This window comes from Bradyrhizobium sp. I1.14.4, assembly GCF_050435825.1.
GTDB lineage: Bacteria > Pseudomonadota > Alphaproteobacteria > Rhizobiales > Xanthobacteraceae > Bradyrhizobium.
The window spans coordinates 531,800-546,087 of record NZ_JBNDLA010000001.1 but is presented as its reverse complement, the minus strand read 5'-3'; the positions used below and the strand labels follow the sequence as shown (position 1 = coordinate 546,087).

Sequence of the window (14,288 nt, the reverse complement as noted above, 5' to 3'; positions counted from 1 at the left end):
TTGCGCGCATCAAATCACGCAGGCGACCGCCCGGCCAGAGCCGAGTGACCGATATGATCTGGAAGGAGGGCTGCGCTTGCGCGGCTTGACAAGATCGGACGACGGTCCGAAGCGCGCAGTTCGACGAACGCGTCTCAATATCGTCATGGCCGGGCTTGTCCCGGCCATCCACGTCTTTCTGGTGCATGGAAGCAAAGACGTGGATGCCCGGCACGAGGCCGGGGATGACGGCGCTAGATGGACGAGCGTGGCTTCAACCGCCTCACGACGCCAGCGCCTCCTCCGGCATCACGGCGGACAGATGCTGGCTCTCGGCGACGGCGCGGTTGGTGATGCGGCCGCGATGCACATTAAGGCCGGCGCGCAGATGCGGATCCTCGACCAGCGCGCGCAGCCCCTTCGACGCCAGCGCAAGACCGAACGGCAGCGTGGCGTGGTTGAGCGCGTGGCTCGAGGTGACCGGCACCGCGCCCGGCATGTTGGCGACGCAGTAATGCACGATGTCGTCGACCAGATAGGTCGGCGCCTGATGGGTGGTCGGCTTCGAGGTCTCGAAGCAGCCGCCCTGGTCGATCGCGACGTCGACCAGCACCGCGCGGCGCTTCATGCTGGCAAGCTGCGCGCGCGAGACCAGTTTCGGAGCGCTGGCGCCCGGGACCAGCACCGCGCCGATCACGACATCGGCGGCGACGATTTCCTGCTCGATCGCCTCCAAGGTCGCGTAGCGCGTGCGAACGCGGCCGAGGAACAGATCGTCGAGCGCGCGGAGCCGCGGCAATGAGCGGTCGAGGATCGTGACGTCGCTGCCGAGCCCGGCCGCCATCCGCGCCGCATGAGTACCAACCACGCCGCCGCCAATGATCGCGACGCGCGCCGGCGGAACCCCCGGCACGCCGCCGAGCAGTTTGCCCATGCCGTCGGCGGATTTGCGCAGCGCGGCTCCCGCAGCCTCGATCGCAAGCCGGCCGGCGACTTCGCTCATCGGCGCCAGCAGCGGCAGCCCGCCATGCGCATCGGTCACGGTCTCATAGGCGACCGCGGTGCAGCCGGAGGCGATCAACCCCGCGGTCTGGGGAACGTCGGGCGCGAGATGCAAATACGTGAAGAGGATCTGTCCCTCGCGCAGCCTGATCCATTCGGACGGCTGCGGCTCCTTCACCTTCACAATCATCTCGGCGACGGAGAACACCTCTTCAGCGGTGTCGGCAATCCGTGCGCCGGCCTGGGTGTAGACGTCATCGCCGGCACCGATGCCGTCACCGGCGCCGCGCTGGACCACGACTTCGTGCCCGTGCGCCACATATTCCCGCACCGAGGCGGGCGTCAGCCCGACCCGATATTCCTCGACCTTGATCTCCTTGGGCACGCCGATGCGCATGGTCCGCTCCTTGAAAGATTCGCTTCCGCCAGACCCAAGGCTATTCCCCGTCACACGGCGTTTCTCAGCGATTTCCGGCTTGCTCACAGCCAAAAGCGCCCATATCCTTCGCTACCGGCTCAGCCTTTGAAGGAAAACTGCGTGGACGGTCTCGATCGTATCGATCTCAGAATCCTCGCCGAGCTGGTCACCGATGCCCGCGCGAGCCAGATCGAGCTTGCCGAGAAGGTCGGGCTGTCACCGACCGCGTGCGCGCGGCGCATCCGTCATCTCGAGGAGGTCGGCGTGATCCGCGGCTACCGCGTCGACCTCGAACCGACCGCGCTCGGCCTCGTCACAACCGTCGTCGTCACCATCACGCTGGAGAGGCAGAGCGAGGATTATCTCGCAGCCTTCGAGGCCGCGATCGCGCGCTGCCCCGACGTCGTGTCCTGCCATCTGATGTCGGGCAGCGACGACTATCATTTGCAGGTGATCGCCCGCGACATCGCCGACTTCGAGCGCATCCACAAGCAGCATCTGTCGCGGATGCCGGGCGTCGCCCGCATTCACTCGAGCTTCGCGATGCGCGAGGTGGTCCGCCGCACCATTCCGGAAACCGCGCTGCGCGGCTGACGGCCCAACGCTGCGTCAGGATGGATTGCGGCTCGCGCGCGGCCACATCCGCGCCAGCGTCTCGTCCTTCTTGACGACGACATGCCAGAGCGTCGCGGCGATGTGCAGCGCGACCACGGCATAAACCAGGTAGGCGAGCGCGCCATGCGCAAGCTCGCCGGCCTGCGCGACCGCCTTGTTGTCGGTGAACAGGCGCGGCCAGCTGAAAGTTCAGAAATAGCGCAGCGAATAGCCACCCGCCGACGAGAACACATATCCCGTCACCGGCATCACGAAGAGGATGGCGTAGAGCGCCCAGTGATTGAGCCGCGCGGCGATCCTGACCAGCGGCGAGAAGGAGCCCGGCTGCGGCGGCGCCGTGGTTGCGGCCCGCACGATCAGCCGCAGGATCGCCAGCAGGAACAGCGTGATGCCGAGCGACTTGTGCACCTCGAGCAGTTCGCGCCGCGGCGACGTCCCCGCCGGCTGCAGCCCGCAATAAAGCCCGATCAGCATGGCCGCGATGAACAGCACCGCCGTCGCCCAGTGGATTCTGCGCAGCAGCGGATCGTAGCTGACCGTCTTGTCCGTCGTCACGAGGTGCCTTCGCTTGAAGCCAGCCCGAGCGGGTACGGCCCGAAAAAGGAAGCCCGTCCAATAGATGATGGCGCGGAGCCTGCCTACCGGCGCGGGCCTCACCTTCGATCACGATCGCGAAGGCCGAGGCCTGGCGCCCCTCGTCATTCCGGGGCGCGCACTGTCACAATCGGAGCCGCCCGCGCCACACGTATTTTTTAGTCGTGATTCGCCGTCTTCTATGACAGAATTACTACAATTCAATATCAATTCGGTTACACGCGGAGCGGTGAATGAGCATGGAGTGGCGGGCGCGGCCGGTTTCGCTGGCTTGGTCGAATCCAGTGGTCCGGTGGTGGGGCTTCCTGAGCCTCGTCAGCGCAGCCAACATCGCGGTCTGGTTCGCGCTCTACCGTCAGTTCCATGAACAGGCCAATGGCAGCTTCAGCAACACGTCCGGCATCGGCCTGATGCTGCTGCTTTGCGCCGCCTATGTGTTCGGCTGTGCCTTCCGCTCGGTGCTGCCGCGCGCCGACGTGCAGCGCATCTGCCTGTTCGACACCTGGCTGTCGAGCGTCGTGGTCGGCCGCACCGTCGCCACCGTCGCCGAGGTCTGCTTCGCCGCGCAATGGGCGATCATTCTGCATCAGCTCGGCACCATGACCGGCGCCGAGACCACCGTAACCATCGCCTGGATCATCGTGCCGCTGATCGTGATCGCGGAATGCTTCTCCTGGTATGCGGTGCTGACCACTCATTATCTGTGCAACGCGATCGAGAACTCGATCTGGGCCGTGGTGTTCTTCCTGGTCGGGATTGCGCTCTGCCGGCTGCTGCCGGAGTTTCAAGGCCCGGTGCGCTGGGCCTTCGTCGTCGCGATCCTCGGCATCGCCGGCTTCCTCGCCTTCCTGATGACCGTCGACGTCCCGATGTACCTGAACCGCTGGCGCGCCAACCTCGCCGCCGGCGGCACGCTGCTGCATCCGCTCGAGGGCCTGCGCGACGTCAGCAGGCGCTGGGTCGTGACCCACGACATCGCCGAGTGGCGCGAGGAGATCGCCTGGATGTCGCTGTATTTCAGCATGGCGGTGTGGTCGAGCCTCGCGCTCTGCGTCGGCTATTCGCTCGAGGATCAGCTGCCGCGCTACCGCACCGAACCGGCGATCGCCGCGACCACGCCTGCGATCACAACCGCGACGCCGGCGGCACAGCACACCGCAACCATCGAGGCGGCGGCACCGTCGCAGAATTGATCGAGGGCCGCCACGCGCGGCTTGTGGCCGTCAGCGCTTTCGGAGTAAGGCTGGGTCATCCTCGCTCATCCCTCAGCGCGTCCCATGCCCCGCATCACCATCATCGAAACCGGGCTCGTCAGCCCGCAATTCCGCGAGCGCCACGGCAGCTATCCGCAGATGTTTCAGCGGATGCTGGCCACAGCCGATCCGTCCGTTGCCTGCGACGTCGTGAGCGTCGCCAAGGGCGAGGCACTTCCGGATCCCACGACATTGGACGCGATCCTGATCACGGGATCACCGGCCGGCGTCTACGACGATGTCGGCTGGATCGCGCCGCTCGAAACCTTCGTGCGCGCGGCCCATGACCAGCGCATTCCGATGGTCGGCGTCTGCTTCGGCCACCAGTTGATCGCGCAGGCGCTCGGCGGCACGGTGCGCAAATCCGAGAAAGGCTGGGGCATCGGCCGCCACGTCTATCAGATAGCGCCGGACAACGGGCTGATCGAGGGCGAGGCGATCGCCGCCGCCTGCTCGCATCAGGACCAGGTGATCACCCCGCCCGCGTCCGCACGCACCATCATGTCGTCCGACTTCACGCCGCATGCCGGGCTGCTCTATGCCACCGGCACCACGCTGTCGGTGCAGCCGCATCCGGAATTCACCGCCGACTATGCCGACGCACTTTGCGACCTGCGCCGCAGCCTCGCGCCCGATGCCGTGGTCGAAACCGCCAAGGCATCGCTCGCCGAGCCGCTCGACCACGCCACACTCGGCGGCGTGGTCACGCGCTTCCTCACAAGCCGCCGCACTTAACCCTTGCGCCACTGCGCGGCAGCATCGCGGGCAAAGTTGCGATAGGCCCGCGGCGAGCGGCCAAGCAGCCGCGTCAGACGCGCCACCTCATCGGCCGTCGCGACGGCGCCGTCGCTCTGGTACCGGCCCATCATCAGACGCATATCGAGCGCGAGCCAGGCCGGTATCGCGGCCTTGAGACGCTCTTCCATCACCACGAGATCGTCGCCACCATAGCTGACGGCACGGCCAAGCGCATCGCGCCAAATCGTGGCGATGTCTTCACCGGTCAGGGGATCGGGCCCGACCAGCGCGTAGGTTTCGCGGGCCAGCGGTGCGGACGCGCGCTCGCGGCGCACCAGTTCGATCGCGGCGCCCTCACCGATGTCTCGGATATCGACCATCGAAATGCCCTTCGCGCCGATCGGCATGCCATAGACGCCGAAATTGAGCAGCGGCTCCTTCAGCCGAAGATCGTTCTGAATGAAATAGGCGGGACGCAGGATGGTCGCGGGAAGATCGAGCGCTTCGATCATCCGCTCGACCGTGTGCTTGCCGGCGAAATGCGGCACGTCGGCATAGGCCTCGCCCTTGAACACCGAGAGATAGACGATGCCTTTGACGCCGGCCTCGCGCGCGGCGGTCAGCGTCAGCATCGCCTGCGTCAGTTCGTCGGCGACGTTCGGCACCAGCAGGAAAAGCGTGCTGACGCCGTCGAGCGCCGCGCGGACCGAATCTGCGTCGGCCAGATCGCCGCGAACCGGCGTCACGTGCTGCGGGAACTGAGCCTTGCCGGGCGAGCGCGTCAGGGCGCGAATCTCGACGCCGTGACCGGCGAGATGGTTCAGAACCTGGGTGCCGATGGTGCCCGTGCTGCCTGTTACCAGAATAGTCATGTTGGATTCTCCTCTTTGGGGCAGACCGTCTGCCGTTGGGGAGAAACTATCCGTTCCAATTTTGCTTTGGAGATGCCAGTAATTGGACACACCGTCTCGAATATGGAACAGTCTCGATGGACCTTCAGGCGCTCACCGATTTCAATCTGGTTGCCGCGCATGGCGGGTTCGGCCGCGCCAGTCGCGCTTCCGGGCGGGCGAAGGCAACGCTGTCCCGCCGCGTCGCCGAACTCGAACAGAGTCTTGGCGTCCGCTTGATCGAGCGGGGTTCGCAGAGTCTTCGATTAACGGACGAAGGCCGCGCGCTGCACGAGCGCACCAGCGGTCCATTGTCCGACATCGCCGAAGCCGGCGAAGCCGTGGTGCTCGGCGCGTCGACGCCACGTGGCCGGTTGCGGGTCAGCGCGCCGGTTTTGCTCGCCCATGTCGCGTTCGGCCGGATCGGCGCGCGTTTTGCGCGCGCGTTCCCCGAGGTGCAGCTTGAGATCGTCGCCGAGGATCGCGTAGTCGATCCGGTGGAGGACGGCTACGACCTCGTCATCCGCATCAATCCGTCACCGGACGAACGTCTCGTCGGCCGCCGCTTCCTCCGCGATGAGCTGCTGGTCGTGGCGCATCCCGATTTGCCACAACCGATGACCGCCGCTCGCGGTGCAGGCGACATCACGGTCGATGCCGTTGTCATGTCGCCAACGGCTCCAGACACGATCTGGCGCATCCGGAAGCACGATGAGATCGCGCTCAGGCCGCGGCCGGTGTTGCGTCTTTCATCGATGCAGATGATACGTGATGCAGTGCTGGCGGGCGCAGGCGCCGCCCTGCTGCCCAAGCTGCTCGTCGACGACGATATTGCCGCGGGCCGGCTTGCCTGTTGGGGAACGGATGCCAGACCTGCGGTCGAGATCTGGGCACTACAGAGCTCGCGACGACTGGTCGGTGCAAAGGTTCGCGCGTTTCTCGACGTCGTCGAGCAGGCGTTCCCGAACCGGGTCTTCGTCCCGCCCGCCTGAGTTGCAGCCCGGACGGCGCGCCTCAGGTCATGCTGCCCGGCATGAAGCAGCGCACGCGCGGATGGCCGTCGATATAGTGCTTCCACACCATGGTTCGCCCGATCTTGTTCGGCTCGGTGATCACGGCCTCGTTCGGCACCACCACCCATTCGTCGTCGATGTGCACGCGATAGTGCCCGCGATCCGACTCCCAATCGGGATCGGCGACCACATAGCCGTCGGCGTCTGAACAACATTGTCCGTAGCCGCTGTGCAGGCTTTCGAACCATGGTTTGAGCGGTGAATTGGCGTAGCGGCCGTCGTCGCGCGCCAGGGTCGGCGATGTCAGCCACATCGTCCCAAGCAGCAGTGCCGCACGCGTAATGGCGTGCATGTTGTCGTCTCCATAAGTCTCGATCCGGCCGCGGGCACGCGCGTCATCGTCCATCCGCCGCGTTGCCGCGGCAGACGAGGACACGACACATCGACGCCCCAGCACCTGGCATTCACGTATGCAAGGAGAGCGCCAGACTGGCTTCCGGGAGATTACTGCCGACGAAAGTTGGGGTACGCACGCCGTCACGTACCGTTCGCGACACGCCCCTGCCTCGCGTGCGAAGAGGCGCGCTCTCTTCGCAGCTCAATCAACCGCCCACCGCCGCAACGTCGGGAACGAGCGCCGGCGCACTGCGCGACGCCGCCTGCAGCGCGCATTCGACGAACCGGCGCGGCAGCAGCGAGGCGGTCGAGCGCATCGCCACCAGCATGCGGCTTTCCGCGTCCGGTGTGTCCAGCGTCTTCGCGACGACGTTCATGACGCCGGCCTGCTGGTAGCACGACGGCAGGATCGAAAGGCCGATGCCCGCCGCGACAAGGCTGAGCACCGTGCGCAGTTCATGCGCCTCCTGCGCGATGCGCGGGGCAAAGCCGGCCCGCCGGCACAGCATCGCGGCCTGGTCGCCGACGCCGCAACCGCTCTCGACCATGCCGACGAATTCATGCTCGGCAAGATCGGCGACGTTCAGTTTGCCGGGCGCGGCGGCGAGCGGATGATCGACCGGCAGAAACACCATCAGCCGGTCGCGCCAGACAACATGCGCCTGCAGATCGGCCGCCGGCCGGAAATCGAGCGGAGGCCGCATGATCGCGACATCGAGCTCGGCGTCGGCAAGCGCCTGGAGCTGCTTTGCAGTCGACATGTGCCTGAGTTCTATCTTCACCCGCGGATAGCTGGCGCGGAAACTGCGGAACAGTTCGGCAAACATGTCGAGCATCGGCACCGAGTCGGTAAAGCCGACACGGACCGCACCGGCTTCGCCGCGTGCTGCGCGGCGCACGGTTTCCGACGCGAGGTCGAGTTCGCTGACAGCGCGCCGCGCATGTTCCAGCAGCAATTGCCCGGCCTGGGTGAGCTCGACGGCACGGCGCGTCCGCGACAGGAGCTGGGTGCCGAGCTCCTCCTCCATCGCCTTGATCTGCGTGCTCAGCGGCGGCTGGCTGACATGCAGCCGCTTCGCGGCGCGGCTGAAGCTGAGCTCCTCGGCAACAGCGATGAAGTAGCGAAGCTGCCTGTAATCCATCGCTTATTCCGATTCCCTATAAGTGAGGGTTCAACAAGGTATTTGACCTCATCGAGCCGTTTCCCGATCTTGGCGCCAAAATGCCGGTGCTCCAAGAGAAGTCCCGCGAGATTATGCATCACGATCGGGCTTTGCGGCGTAGCGCGCATGGCCGGTCTGCCATGCGATATCGCGGCCGACGCTCCGCTCGGAACATCCGAGAAATAAGACAAGAAGGCATGACAGGGAGGATTCCAATGGCCCAACCGGCCGCACGCGAACTGGAGAGCCAAACCATCCGCCGCGTCTATTGGCGGCTGATCCCGATCCTGTTCGTCATGATGTTCTTCAACTATCTCGATCGCATCAATCTCGGCTATGCCGGGCTGACGATGAACAAGGATCTCGGCCTTAGCCCCGCGATCTTCGGCTTTGCCGCCAGCATCTTCTTCCTCGGCTATATGGTGCTCGAGGTGCCGAGCAACCTGATGCTGCACTGGCTCGGGGCCCGGATCTGGCTGGCGCGGATCCTGATCACCTGGGGCCTCGTCGCCACGCTCACCGCCTTTGTCTGGAATCCGCTCAGTCTCTATGTCATGCGGTTCGGCCTCGGCATCGCGGAAGCCGGCTTCATGCCCGGCGTGGTGCTCTACCTCACCTACTGGTTCCCCTCGCGCTATCGCGCCCGCGCTGTGGCTGGCTACATCATCGCCGGCTCGTTCTCGGCGGTGCTCGGCGGACCGATCTCGACCAGCATCATGACCTGGTTCGACGGCGCCGCTGGCCTGCATGGCTGGCAATGGATGTTCCTCGCCGAGGGCGTCCCGACCATTCTGCTCGGCCTCTTCACGCTCTATTATCTCACCGACCGCCCGGCCAAGGCGAGCTGGCTGACCAAGGAGCAGGCCGCCTGGCTGGAGGGCGAGCTCGCCGCCGAGCGGGCCGAGATCGAACAACAGGGACAGCACAGGTTGATCGAATGCGTCCTCGATATCAGGGTCTGGCTGCTGGCGGCGCTGTTCGGCTGCGCGCTGGTCGGCATCTATGGCCTGCTGTTGTGGCTGCCGCAGATCATCAAGGGCATGGGCAATCTCAGCAACATCGAGGTCGGCTTCCTCTCGGCGATCCCGCCACTGCTCGGCGTCATCGGCACCATCGTGGTCAGCCGCAGTTCGGACAAGACCGGCGATCGCAAGTTTCATCTCGCAGCCGTCTATCTGCTCGCCGCCATCGCGATGCTCGGCAGTGCCTATGTCTCGAGCCCGGTGCTGGCGTTCGTGTTCCTCTGCATCGTCGGCTTCAGCCTGAATGCCGGCAACCCGCTGTTCTGGAGCATCAACGCCTCGCTGCTGACGGGCGCGGCCGGCGCCGCCTCGATCGCCATGGTCAATACGCTGGCGCAGTTCGGCGGGCTGATCGGGCCGTGGTGCATCGGCCTGATCAAGGACTCCACCGGAAGCTTCTCCTGGGCGCTGGTCGGCATCGCCGGCTTCCTGCTCGTCGCATCCGCCATCGCCGCCACCATGCGCGTCAAACCGCGCGAGACGGAGCTTGCGGGAGCGATCCCGTCATCCGTCGCCCACTGACAACCCTGCCAAGGGAGCAACAGGAAGCAACCATGATCATCGATTGTCACGGCCACTACACCACCGAGCCCGCCAAGCTGCAAATCTTTCGCGACAAGCAGCTCGCCGGCCTCGCCGACAGATCGCGCCGGCCACTCACCACCAATCTCGGCATCACCGACGACGAGATCCGTACTAGCGTCGAAGGCGCGCAGCTTCGCCTGCAGAAGGAGCGCGGCACCGACGTCACGATCTTCTCGCCGCGCGCCGCCGGCATGGCGCATCATGTCGGCAAGGAAGCGACCAGCCGCGAATGGACCACGATCTGCAACGACCTCGTGCACCGCGTCTGCACGCTGTTCCCGCAGAACTTCGTCCCCGTGTGCCAGTTGCCGCAGAGCCCGGGCGTCAAGCCTGCGAACTGCATCGAGGAGCTGGAGCGCTGCGTGACGCAGCTCGGTTTCGTCGGCTGCAACCTCAACCCCGATCCCGCCGGCGGCTATTGGTGCGATCCGCCGCTGACCGACGAATGGTGGTATCCGCTGTATGAGAAGATGGTCGAGCTCGATGTGCCGGCGATGGTCCACGTCAGCTCGTCCTGCAATCCGTGCTTCCACGGCACCGGCGCGCATTACCTCAACGGCGACACCACCGCCTTCATGCAGTTCCTGACCTCGGACCTGTTCAAGCGCTTCCCGACCCTGCGATTCATCATCCCGCATGGCGGCGGCGCGGTGCCCTATCACTGGGGCCGCTACCGTGGCCTCGCGCAGGACATGAAGCTGCCGCCGCTGTCGGAGCATCTGTTGAAGAACGTGTTCTTCGACACCTGCGTCTACCACCTGCCCGGCATCGAGCTGCTGACCAGGGTGATCCCGATCGAGAACATCCTGTTCGCGTCCGAGATGGTCGGCGCGGTGCGCGGCATCGATCCCGAGACCGGCCATCACTTCGACGACACCCGCCGCTACGTCGACGCGCTGCCGTTGAGCGCGGAGGACAAGGCCAGGATCTTTGAAGGAAATGCCCGCCGCGTCTATCCCCGCCTCAACACCCATCTCGACCGCCGCGCGCACTAGGCGACCACGCCAACAACAATCCCGGAGAAAACCGATGGCCATAGGATTTGCAATTCACAAGGCGAAGCGCAAAGTGTCGCCCGACCTGGTCGCGCGCTACCGCACCCTGCCAGTCGCCAATATCAGCGATGTGATGTCGCGGATCGCGGGCACCAACCGGCTGCGGCCGATGCATGCGGGCGGCTGGCTCGGCGGCCCGGCGCTGACGGTGAAGACCCGGCCCGGCGACAATCTGATGGTTCACAAGGCGATCGACCTGGCCCAGCCGGGCGACGTGATCGTGGTCGACGCCGGCGGTGTCCTGGTCAACGCCATCATCGGCGAGATCATGTCGACGCTGGCCGAAAAGAAGGGCGTGGCGGGCTTCGTGATCGACGGCTCGATCCGCGATGCCGGCGCGATCCGCGTCGGATCGTTCCCGGTGTTCGCCGCCGGCGTCGCCCATCGCGGCCCCTACAAGGACGGCCCGGGCGAGATCAATTGCACCATCTCGGTCGACGGCATGATCGTCGAGCCCGGCGATCTCATCCTGGCCGACGACGACGGCGTGCTCTGCGTGCCGCATGACGACGCCGAGGCTGTCTGCAAGCTGACCGAGGCCAAGAAGGCAACCGAGGAAAAGGCCATCCAGCAGATCCTCGCCGGCACCAGCGACCGCCGCTGGGTCGATGAGGCCCTGCAGCGGCTCGGCTGCGAGTTCAAGGACTGACGTGCCACCGCCTAAGAGGGTGGGGATGCCACCTCTTAGGCATAAACCTGCGCAAAACCGACCGGAGACACCGCCTGGCGTCGGGTTTGCGCATTCGGCCCCGGCATCGGGAATTTTTCCCGATTACAGATGGAAAAGAATCCCGGCCCGCCGGGACCGATCTTGTTTGCCAAACCCGCAGCGCTCCCGCAGTCTCAAAGCCAAGGTTCGTCGGGGAAAAAGTCGAACCGCGACTTAGGGGTGGGCGTCATGGCCGGTGCGTTGTTGCGTACGGCAACACGATTTTTGTCTTGTTCGGTCTATACGCGCAGCGCTGCGGCCATGCTCACCGCCATCGGAGCCGCAGCGCCGCTGACCGCGGGCGCCCAGACCCCTGCCCCGACCGAGCTGCCGCCCGTCAATGTGATTGCCCCCTCGCCGCTTTCAGGCACGCGGAGCATCAAGCCCGCGGCACGGCCGGCGGTGCGGACCTCGCGAACCACAAGGCCACGGGCCGCGCCGGCCCAGACCGCCGCCGCGCCTGAGGGCGGCGCCGGGGTCCCCGGCCCCTCCGACCGCGACGCGAGCCTGATCGATCGCGACAAGGTCCCGTCCAACACCGAGGTGCTCACCTCGGCGGATTTCAGCCGCAACTACTCGACCAATTTTCTGGACTCGGCGAATCGCAAGCTGCCCGGCGTCACCCTCACGGATCAGACCGGCAATCCGTTCCAGCGCAATCTCGACTACCGCGGCTTCGTCGCCTCGCCGGTTCAAGGAACGCCACAGGGCATCGCGGTCTATCAGAACGGCGTCCGCGTCAACGAATCCTGGGGCGACGTGGTCAACTGGGACTTCATCCCGGAAAAGGCCATCGACAGCGTTGCATTGTTTCCCAACAACCCAGTGTTCGGCCTCAACGCGATCGGCGGCGCGCTCAGCATCCAGATGAAGAACGGCTTCACCTATCAGGGCGTCGAGGCTGAAGCGTTCGGCGGCTCCTATGGCCGCGTGCAAGGCAGCGTGCAGGCCGGCGGCCAGAAGGACAACGTCTCCGCCTACGCGGCGTTCGAATCCGCCTATGACCGCGGCTGGCGCGACTACGCGAATTCGTCGCACATCAACCGCATGTATGTCGACGTCGGCGCGCGCAACGATCAGACCGAATTCCACGTCAATTTCACCGGCGCCAGCAATCTGCTCGGCAATGTCGTGGCAACGCCGGTCCAGATGCTCAATCAGCGCTGGTCGAGCGTCTACACCTGGCCGCAGTCGACGCTGCTGCAGCTCGCCTTCGTCAACGCGACACTGAACCACAATTTCTCGGACACCTGGTCGTTCCAGGGCAACGCCTATTTCCGTGGCTTCCGGCAGTCCCATGTCGACGGCAATGGCACCAATGTACAGCCATGCGATGGGGGGGATAGTCTGTGCATCGGCGACGGCCTTCCGATTTTCGGTCCGGCTGGAGGTCCGTCGGTTCCGAACACGTTGGGCAACGCTTTTCTCGGCGAAGTCGACCGTAACAGCGCCGCAACCAACAGCTACGGCGGCACAGCCCAATTGACCAACTCGGACAAGTTGTTCGGGCACGACAACCACATCGTGATGGGCGTCAGCGTCGACCACGGCAACACAAAATTCACGGCGACCAGCGAACTCGGAACGATCGATCCGAATAACCTGTTCGTGACGGGCACCGGCATCTTCATCAACCAGCCCGACGCCGGCCTCAGCCCGGTCGATCTGCGCGCCACCAACACCTACACCGGCGTCTACCTCACCGATACATTCGATGTGACGAACAGGTTCTCGGTCACTGCCGGTGGACGTTTCAACTATGCTCAGATCGACCTGCAGGACCAGACCGGGACAAACGACCTGCTCAACAGCAGCAACCGCTTCCAGCGCTTGAACCCGGTGATCGGCGGTACCTACAAGATCACGGCGAACCTCACCGCCTATGCCGGCTATTCGGAAGCCAACCGCGCACCGACACCGCTGGAGCTCGGCTGCTCCGATCCCAACCATCCCTGCATGATCGACAGCTTCCTGGTGGCCGATCCGCCGCTCAAGCAGGTGGTGGCACACACCGTCGAGGCCGGCCTGCGGGGCGGCTGGGGCCGCGACGCCAGGACCGGCGTGCTGACCTGGGGCCTGGGCGCGTTCCGCACCTTATCCGACGACGACATCATCCAGGTGGCAAGCCCGCTCGGCGTCAACAATTTCGGCTTCTTCCAGAATGCCGGGCAGACCCTGCGGCAGGGCATCGAGGCCAAGCTCGACTACCGCTACGATCGCTGGAACGCCTACGCCAACTACACCTATGTCGACGCCACCTACCAGAGCGCGATTACGTTGTCGTCGCCGAACAATCCGAACGCCCTGACCAACGACGCCGGCGCCGAATTCGTCAACGTCAAGCCGGGCGACCACATCCCGGGCATTCCCGCGCACCGCTTCAAGGCCGGCGTGGACTACAACGTCACCGAAGCGTGGAAGGTCGGCGCCGACGTCAACGTCGTGGGCAGCCAGTGGATCATCCATGACTACACCAACGAGAGCCCGAAAATCCCGGCGTATGCCGTCGTCAATTTGCACACGTCATACCAGCTCACGAAGAACATCGAGGTGTTCGGCCTGATCAACAATGTGTTCAACCAGCACTACTATCTGAGCGGTGCGTTCTTCCAGACCGGCGGCTTTGCCAGCGCCACACCGAGCGTCACCAACCTGATGGCGCAACTCTCCGATCCCCGCACCTTCGTGCCCGGCATGCCGCTCGCCGCCTATGCCGGCATCAGGGCGAAATTCTAGGCGAGTGTCCTGAGAGTCTGGCTCAGAGGGCAGCCGACGAGCCTGGCTTTCCACGAAACTCGTCATGCCCGGCCTTGTGCCGGGCATCCACGCCTTTTTTTCTCCGCTTGAGCAGGCAAA

General features: G+C 65.1%; 12 protein-coding genes and 1 pseudogene. 8 read left to right on the top strand and 5 right to left on the bottom strand.

Annotated features, from left to right (window positions below):
• Positions 1-262: 262 nt before the first annotated feature.
• On the bottom strand, positions 263-1,378 hold the full coding sequence (gene ald, locus ABIB78_RS02545) for an alanine dehydrogenase (RefSeq protein ID WP_429021052.1): 1,116 nt from the start codon (positions 1,376-1,378) through the stop codon (positions 263-265).
• A gap of 126 nt (positions 1,379-1,504) precedes the next feature.
• On the opposite strand from ald, the gene ABIB78_RS02540 reads away from it, so the two are divergent.
• Positions 1,505-1,993 carry an Lrp/AsnC family transcriptional regulator gene (locus ABIB78_RS02540; protein ID WP_429021050.1) on the top strand — a complete coding sequence of 163 codons (489 nt, stop codon included), beginning with the start codon at positions 1,505-1,507 and terminating at the stop codon, positions 1,991-1,993.
• A 15-nt stretch (positions 1,994-2,008) separates the two neighbouring features.
• Here ABIB78_RS02540 and ABIB78_RS02535 read toward each other — a convergent pair.
• A pseudogene (locus ABIB78_RS02535) lies at positions 2,009-2,569 on the bottom strand (cytochrome b).
• A gap of 278 nt (positions 2,570-2,847) precedes the next feature.
• Between ABIB78_RS02535 and ABIB78_RS02530 the strand changes: the two are divergent.
• Positions 2,848-3,801: a hypothetical protein gene (locus tag ABIB78_RS02530; RefSeq protein WP_429021527.1), complete on the top strand. Its 954-nt coding sequence runs from the start codon at positions 2,848-2,850 to the stop codon at positions 3,799-3,801.
• 84 nt (positions 3,802-3,885) lie between these two features.
• The gene (locus ABIB78_RS02525) at positions 3,886-4,596 is read left to right on the top strand and encodes a type 1 glutamine amidotransferase (protein WP_429021047.1); all 711 of its coding nucleotides are present in this window, start codon (positions 3,886-3,888) and stop codon (positions 4,594-4,596) included.
• On the opposite strand, the gene ABIB78_RS02520 is transcribed toward ABIB78_RS02525, so the two are convergent.
• On the bottom strand, positions 4,593-5,471 hold the full coding sequence (locus ABIB78_RS02520; protein ID WP_429021044.1) for an NmrA/HSCARG family protein: 879 nt from the start codon (positions 5,469-5,471) through the stop codon (positions 4,593-4,595). The two genes, ABIB78_RS02525 and ABIB78_RS02520, sit on opposite strands and share 4 nt — an antisense overlap.
• 116 nt (positions 5,472-5,587) lie before the next feature.
• On the opposite strand from ABIB78_RS02520, the gene ABIB78_RS02515 reads away from it, so the two are divergent.
• On the top strand, positions 5,588-6,481 hold the full coding sequence (locus ABIB78_RS02515) for a LysR family transcriptional regulator (RefSeq protein ID WP_429021041.1): 894 nt from the start codon (positions 5,588-5,590) through the stop codon (positions 6,479-6,481).
• A gap of 22 nt (positions 6,482-6,503) precedes the next feature.
• On the opposite strand, the gene ABIB78_RS02510 is transcribed toward ABIB78_RS02515, so the two are convergent.
• Positions 6,504-6,854 carry a hypothetical protein gene (locus ABIB78_RS02510; RefSeq protein WP_429021038.1) on the bottom strand — a complete coding sequence of 117 codons (351 nt, stop codon included), beginning with the start codon at positions 6,852-6,854 and terminating at the stop codon, positions 6,504-6,506.
• Between the two features lie 250 nt (positions 6,855-7,104).
• Entirely contained in the window at positions 7,105-8,040 is a 936-nt protein-coding gene (locus ABIB78_RS02505; protein ID WP_429021035.1) for a LysR substrate-binding domain-containing protein, read from the bottom strand.
• 236 nt (positions 8,041-8,276) lie between these two features.
• Between ABIB78_RS02505 and ABIB78_RS02500 the strand changes: the two genes are divergently transcribed.
• From ABIB78_RS02500 to ABIB78_RS02485, 4 genes are all read left to right on the top strand, one after another.
• Complete coding sequence (locus ABIB78_RS02500) at positions 8,277-9,605, top strand: MFS transporter (RefSeq protein WP_429021032.1); 1,329 nt, start codon at positions 8,277-8,279, stop codon at positions 9,603-9,605.
• A 32-nt stretch (positions 9,606-9,637) separates the two neighbouring features.
• Entirely contained in the window at positions 9,638-10,663 is a 1,026-nt protein-coding gene (locus ABIB78_RS02495) for an amidohydrolase family protein (protein ID WP_429021029.1), read from the top strand.
• 34 nt (positions 10,664-10,697) lie between these two features.
• The gene (locus ABIB78_RS02490) at positions 10,698-11,372 is read left to right on the top strand and encodes an RraA family protein (RefSeq protein ID WP_429021028.1); all 675 of its coding nucleotides are present in this window, start codon (positions 10,698-10,700) and stop codon (positions 11,370-11,372) included.
• A 321-nt stretch (positions 11,373-11,693) separates the two neighbouring features.
• Entirely contained in the window at positions 11,694-14,168 is a 2,475-nt protein-coding gene (locus tag ABIB78_RS02485; protein WP_429021026.1) for a TonB-dependent receptor, read from the top strand.
• Positions 14,169-14,288: the final 120 nt, after the last annotated feature.

Coding starts and splice junctions, on each gene's coding strand:
- ald (WP_429021052.1), bottom strand. CDS start 1,378: ATGCGCATCGGCGTGCCCAAGGAGATCAAGGTCGAGGAATATCGGGTC.
- ABIB78_RS02530 (WP_429021527.1), top strand. CDS start 2,848: ATGGAGTGGCGGGCGCGGCCGGTTTCGCTGGCTTGGTCGAATCCAGTG.
- ABIB78_RS02525 (WP_429021047.1), top strand. CDS start 3,886: ATGCCCCGCATCACCATCATCGAAACCGGGCTCGTCAGCCCGCAATTC.
- ABIB78_RS02520 (WP_429021044.1), bottom strand. CDS start 5,471: ATGACTATTCTGGTAACAGGCAGCACGGGCACCATCGGCACCCAGGTT.
- ABIB78_RS02515 (WP_429021041.1), top strand. CDS start 5,588: ATGGACCTTCAGGCGCTCACCGATTTCAATCTGGTTGCCGCGCATGGC.
- ABIB78_RS02510 (WP_429021038.1), bottom strand. CDS start 6,854: ATGCACGCCATTACGCGTGCGGCACTGCTGCTTGGGACGATGTGGCTG.
- ABIB78_RS02505 (WP_429021035.1), bottom strand. CDS start 8,040: ATGGATTACAGGCAGCTTCGCTACTTCATCGCTGTTGCCGAGGAGCTC.
- ABIB78_RS02500 (WP_429021032.1), top strand. CDS start 8,277: ATGGCCCAACCGGCCGCACGCGAACTGGAGAGCCAAACCATCCGCCGC.
- ABIB78_RS02495 (WP_429021029.1), top strand. CDS start 9,638: ATGATCATCGATTGTCACGGCCACTACACCACCGAGCCCGCCAAGCTG.
- ABIB78_RS02490 (WP_429021028.1), top strand. CDS start 10,698: ATGGCCATAGGATTTGCAATTCACAAGGCGAAGCGCAAAGTGTCGCCC.
- ABIB78_RS02485 (WP_429021026.1), top strand. CDS start 11,694: ATGCTCACCGCCATCGGAGCCGCAGCGCCGCTGACCGCGGGCGCCCAG.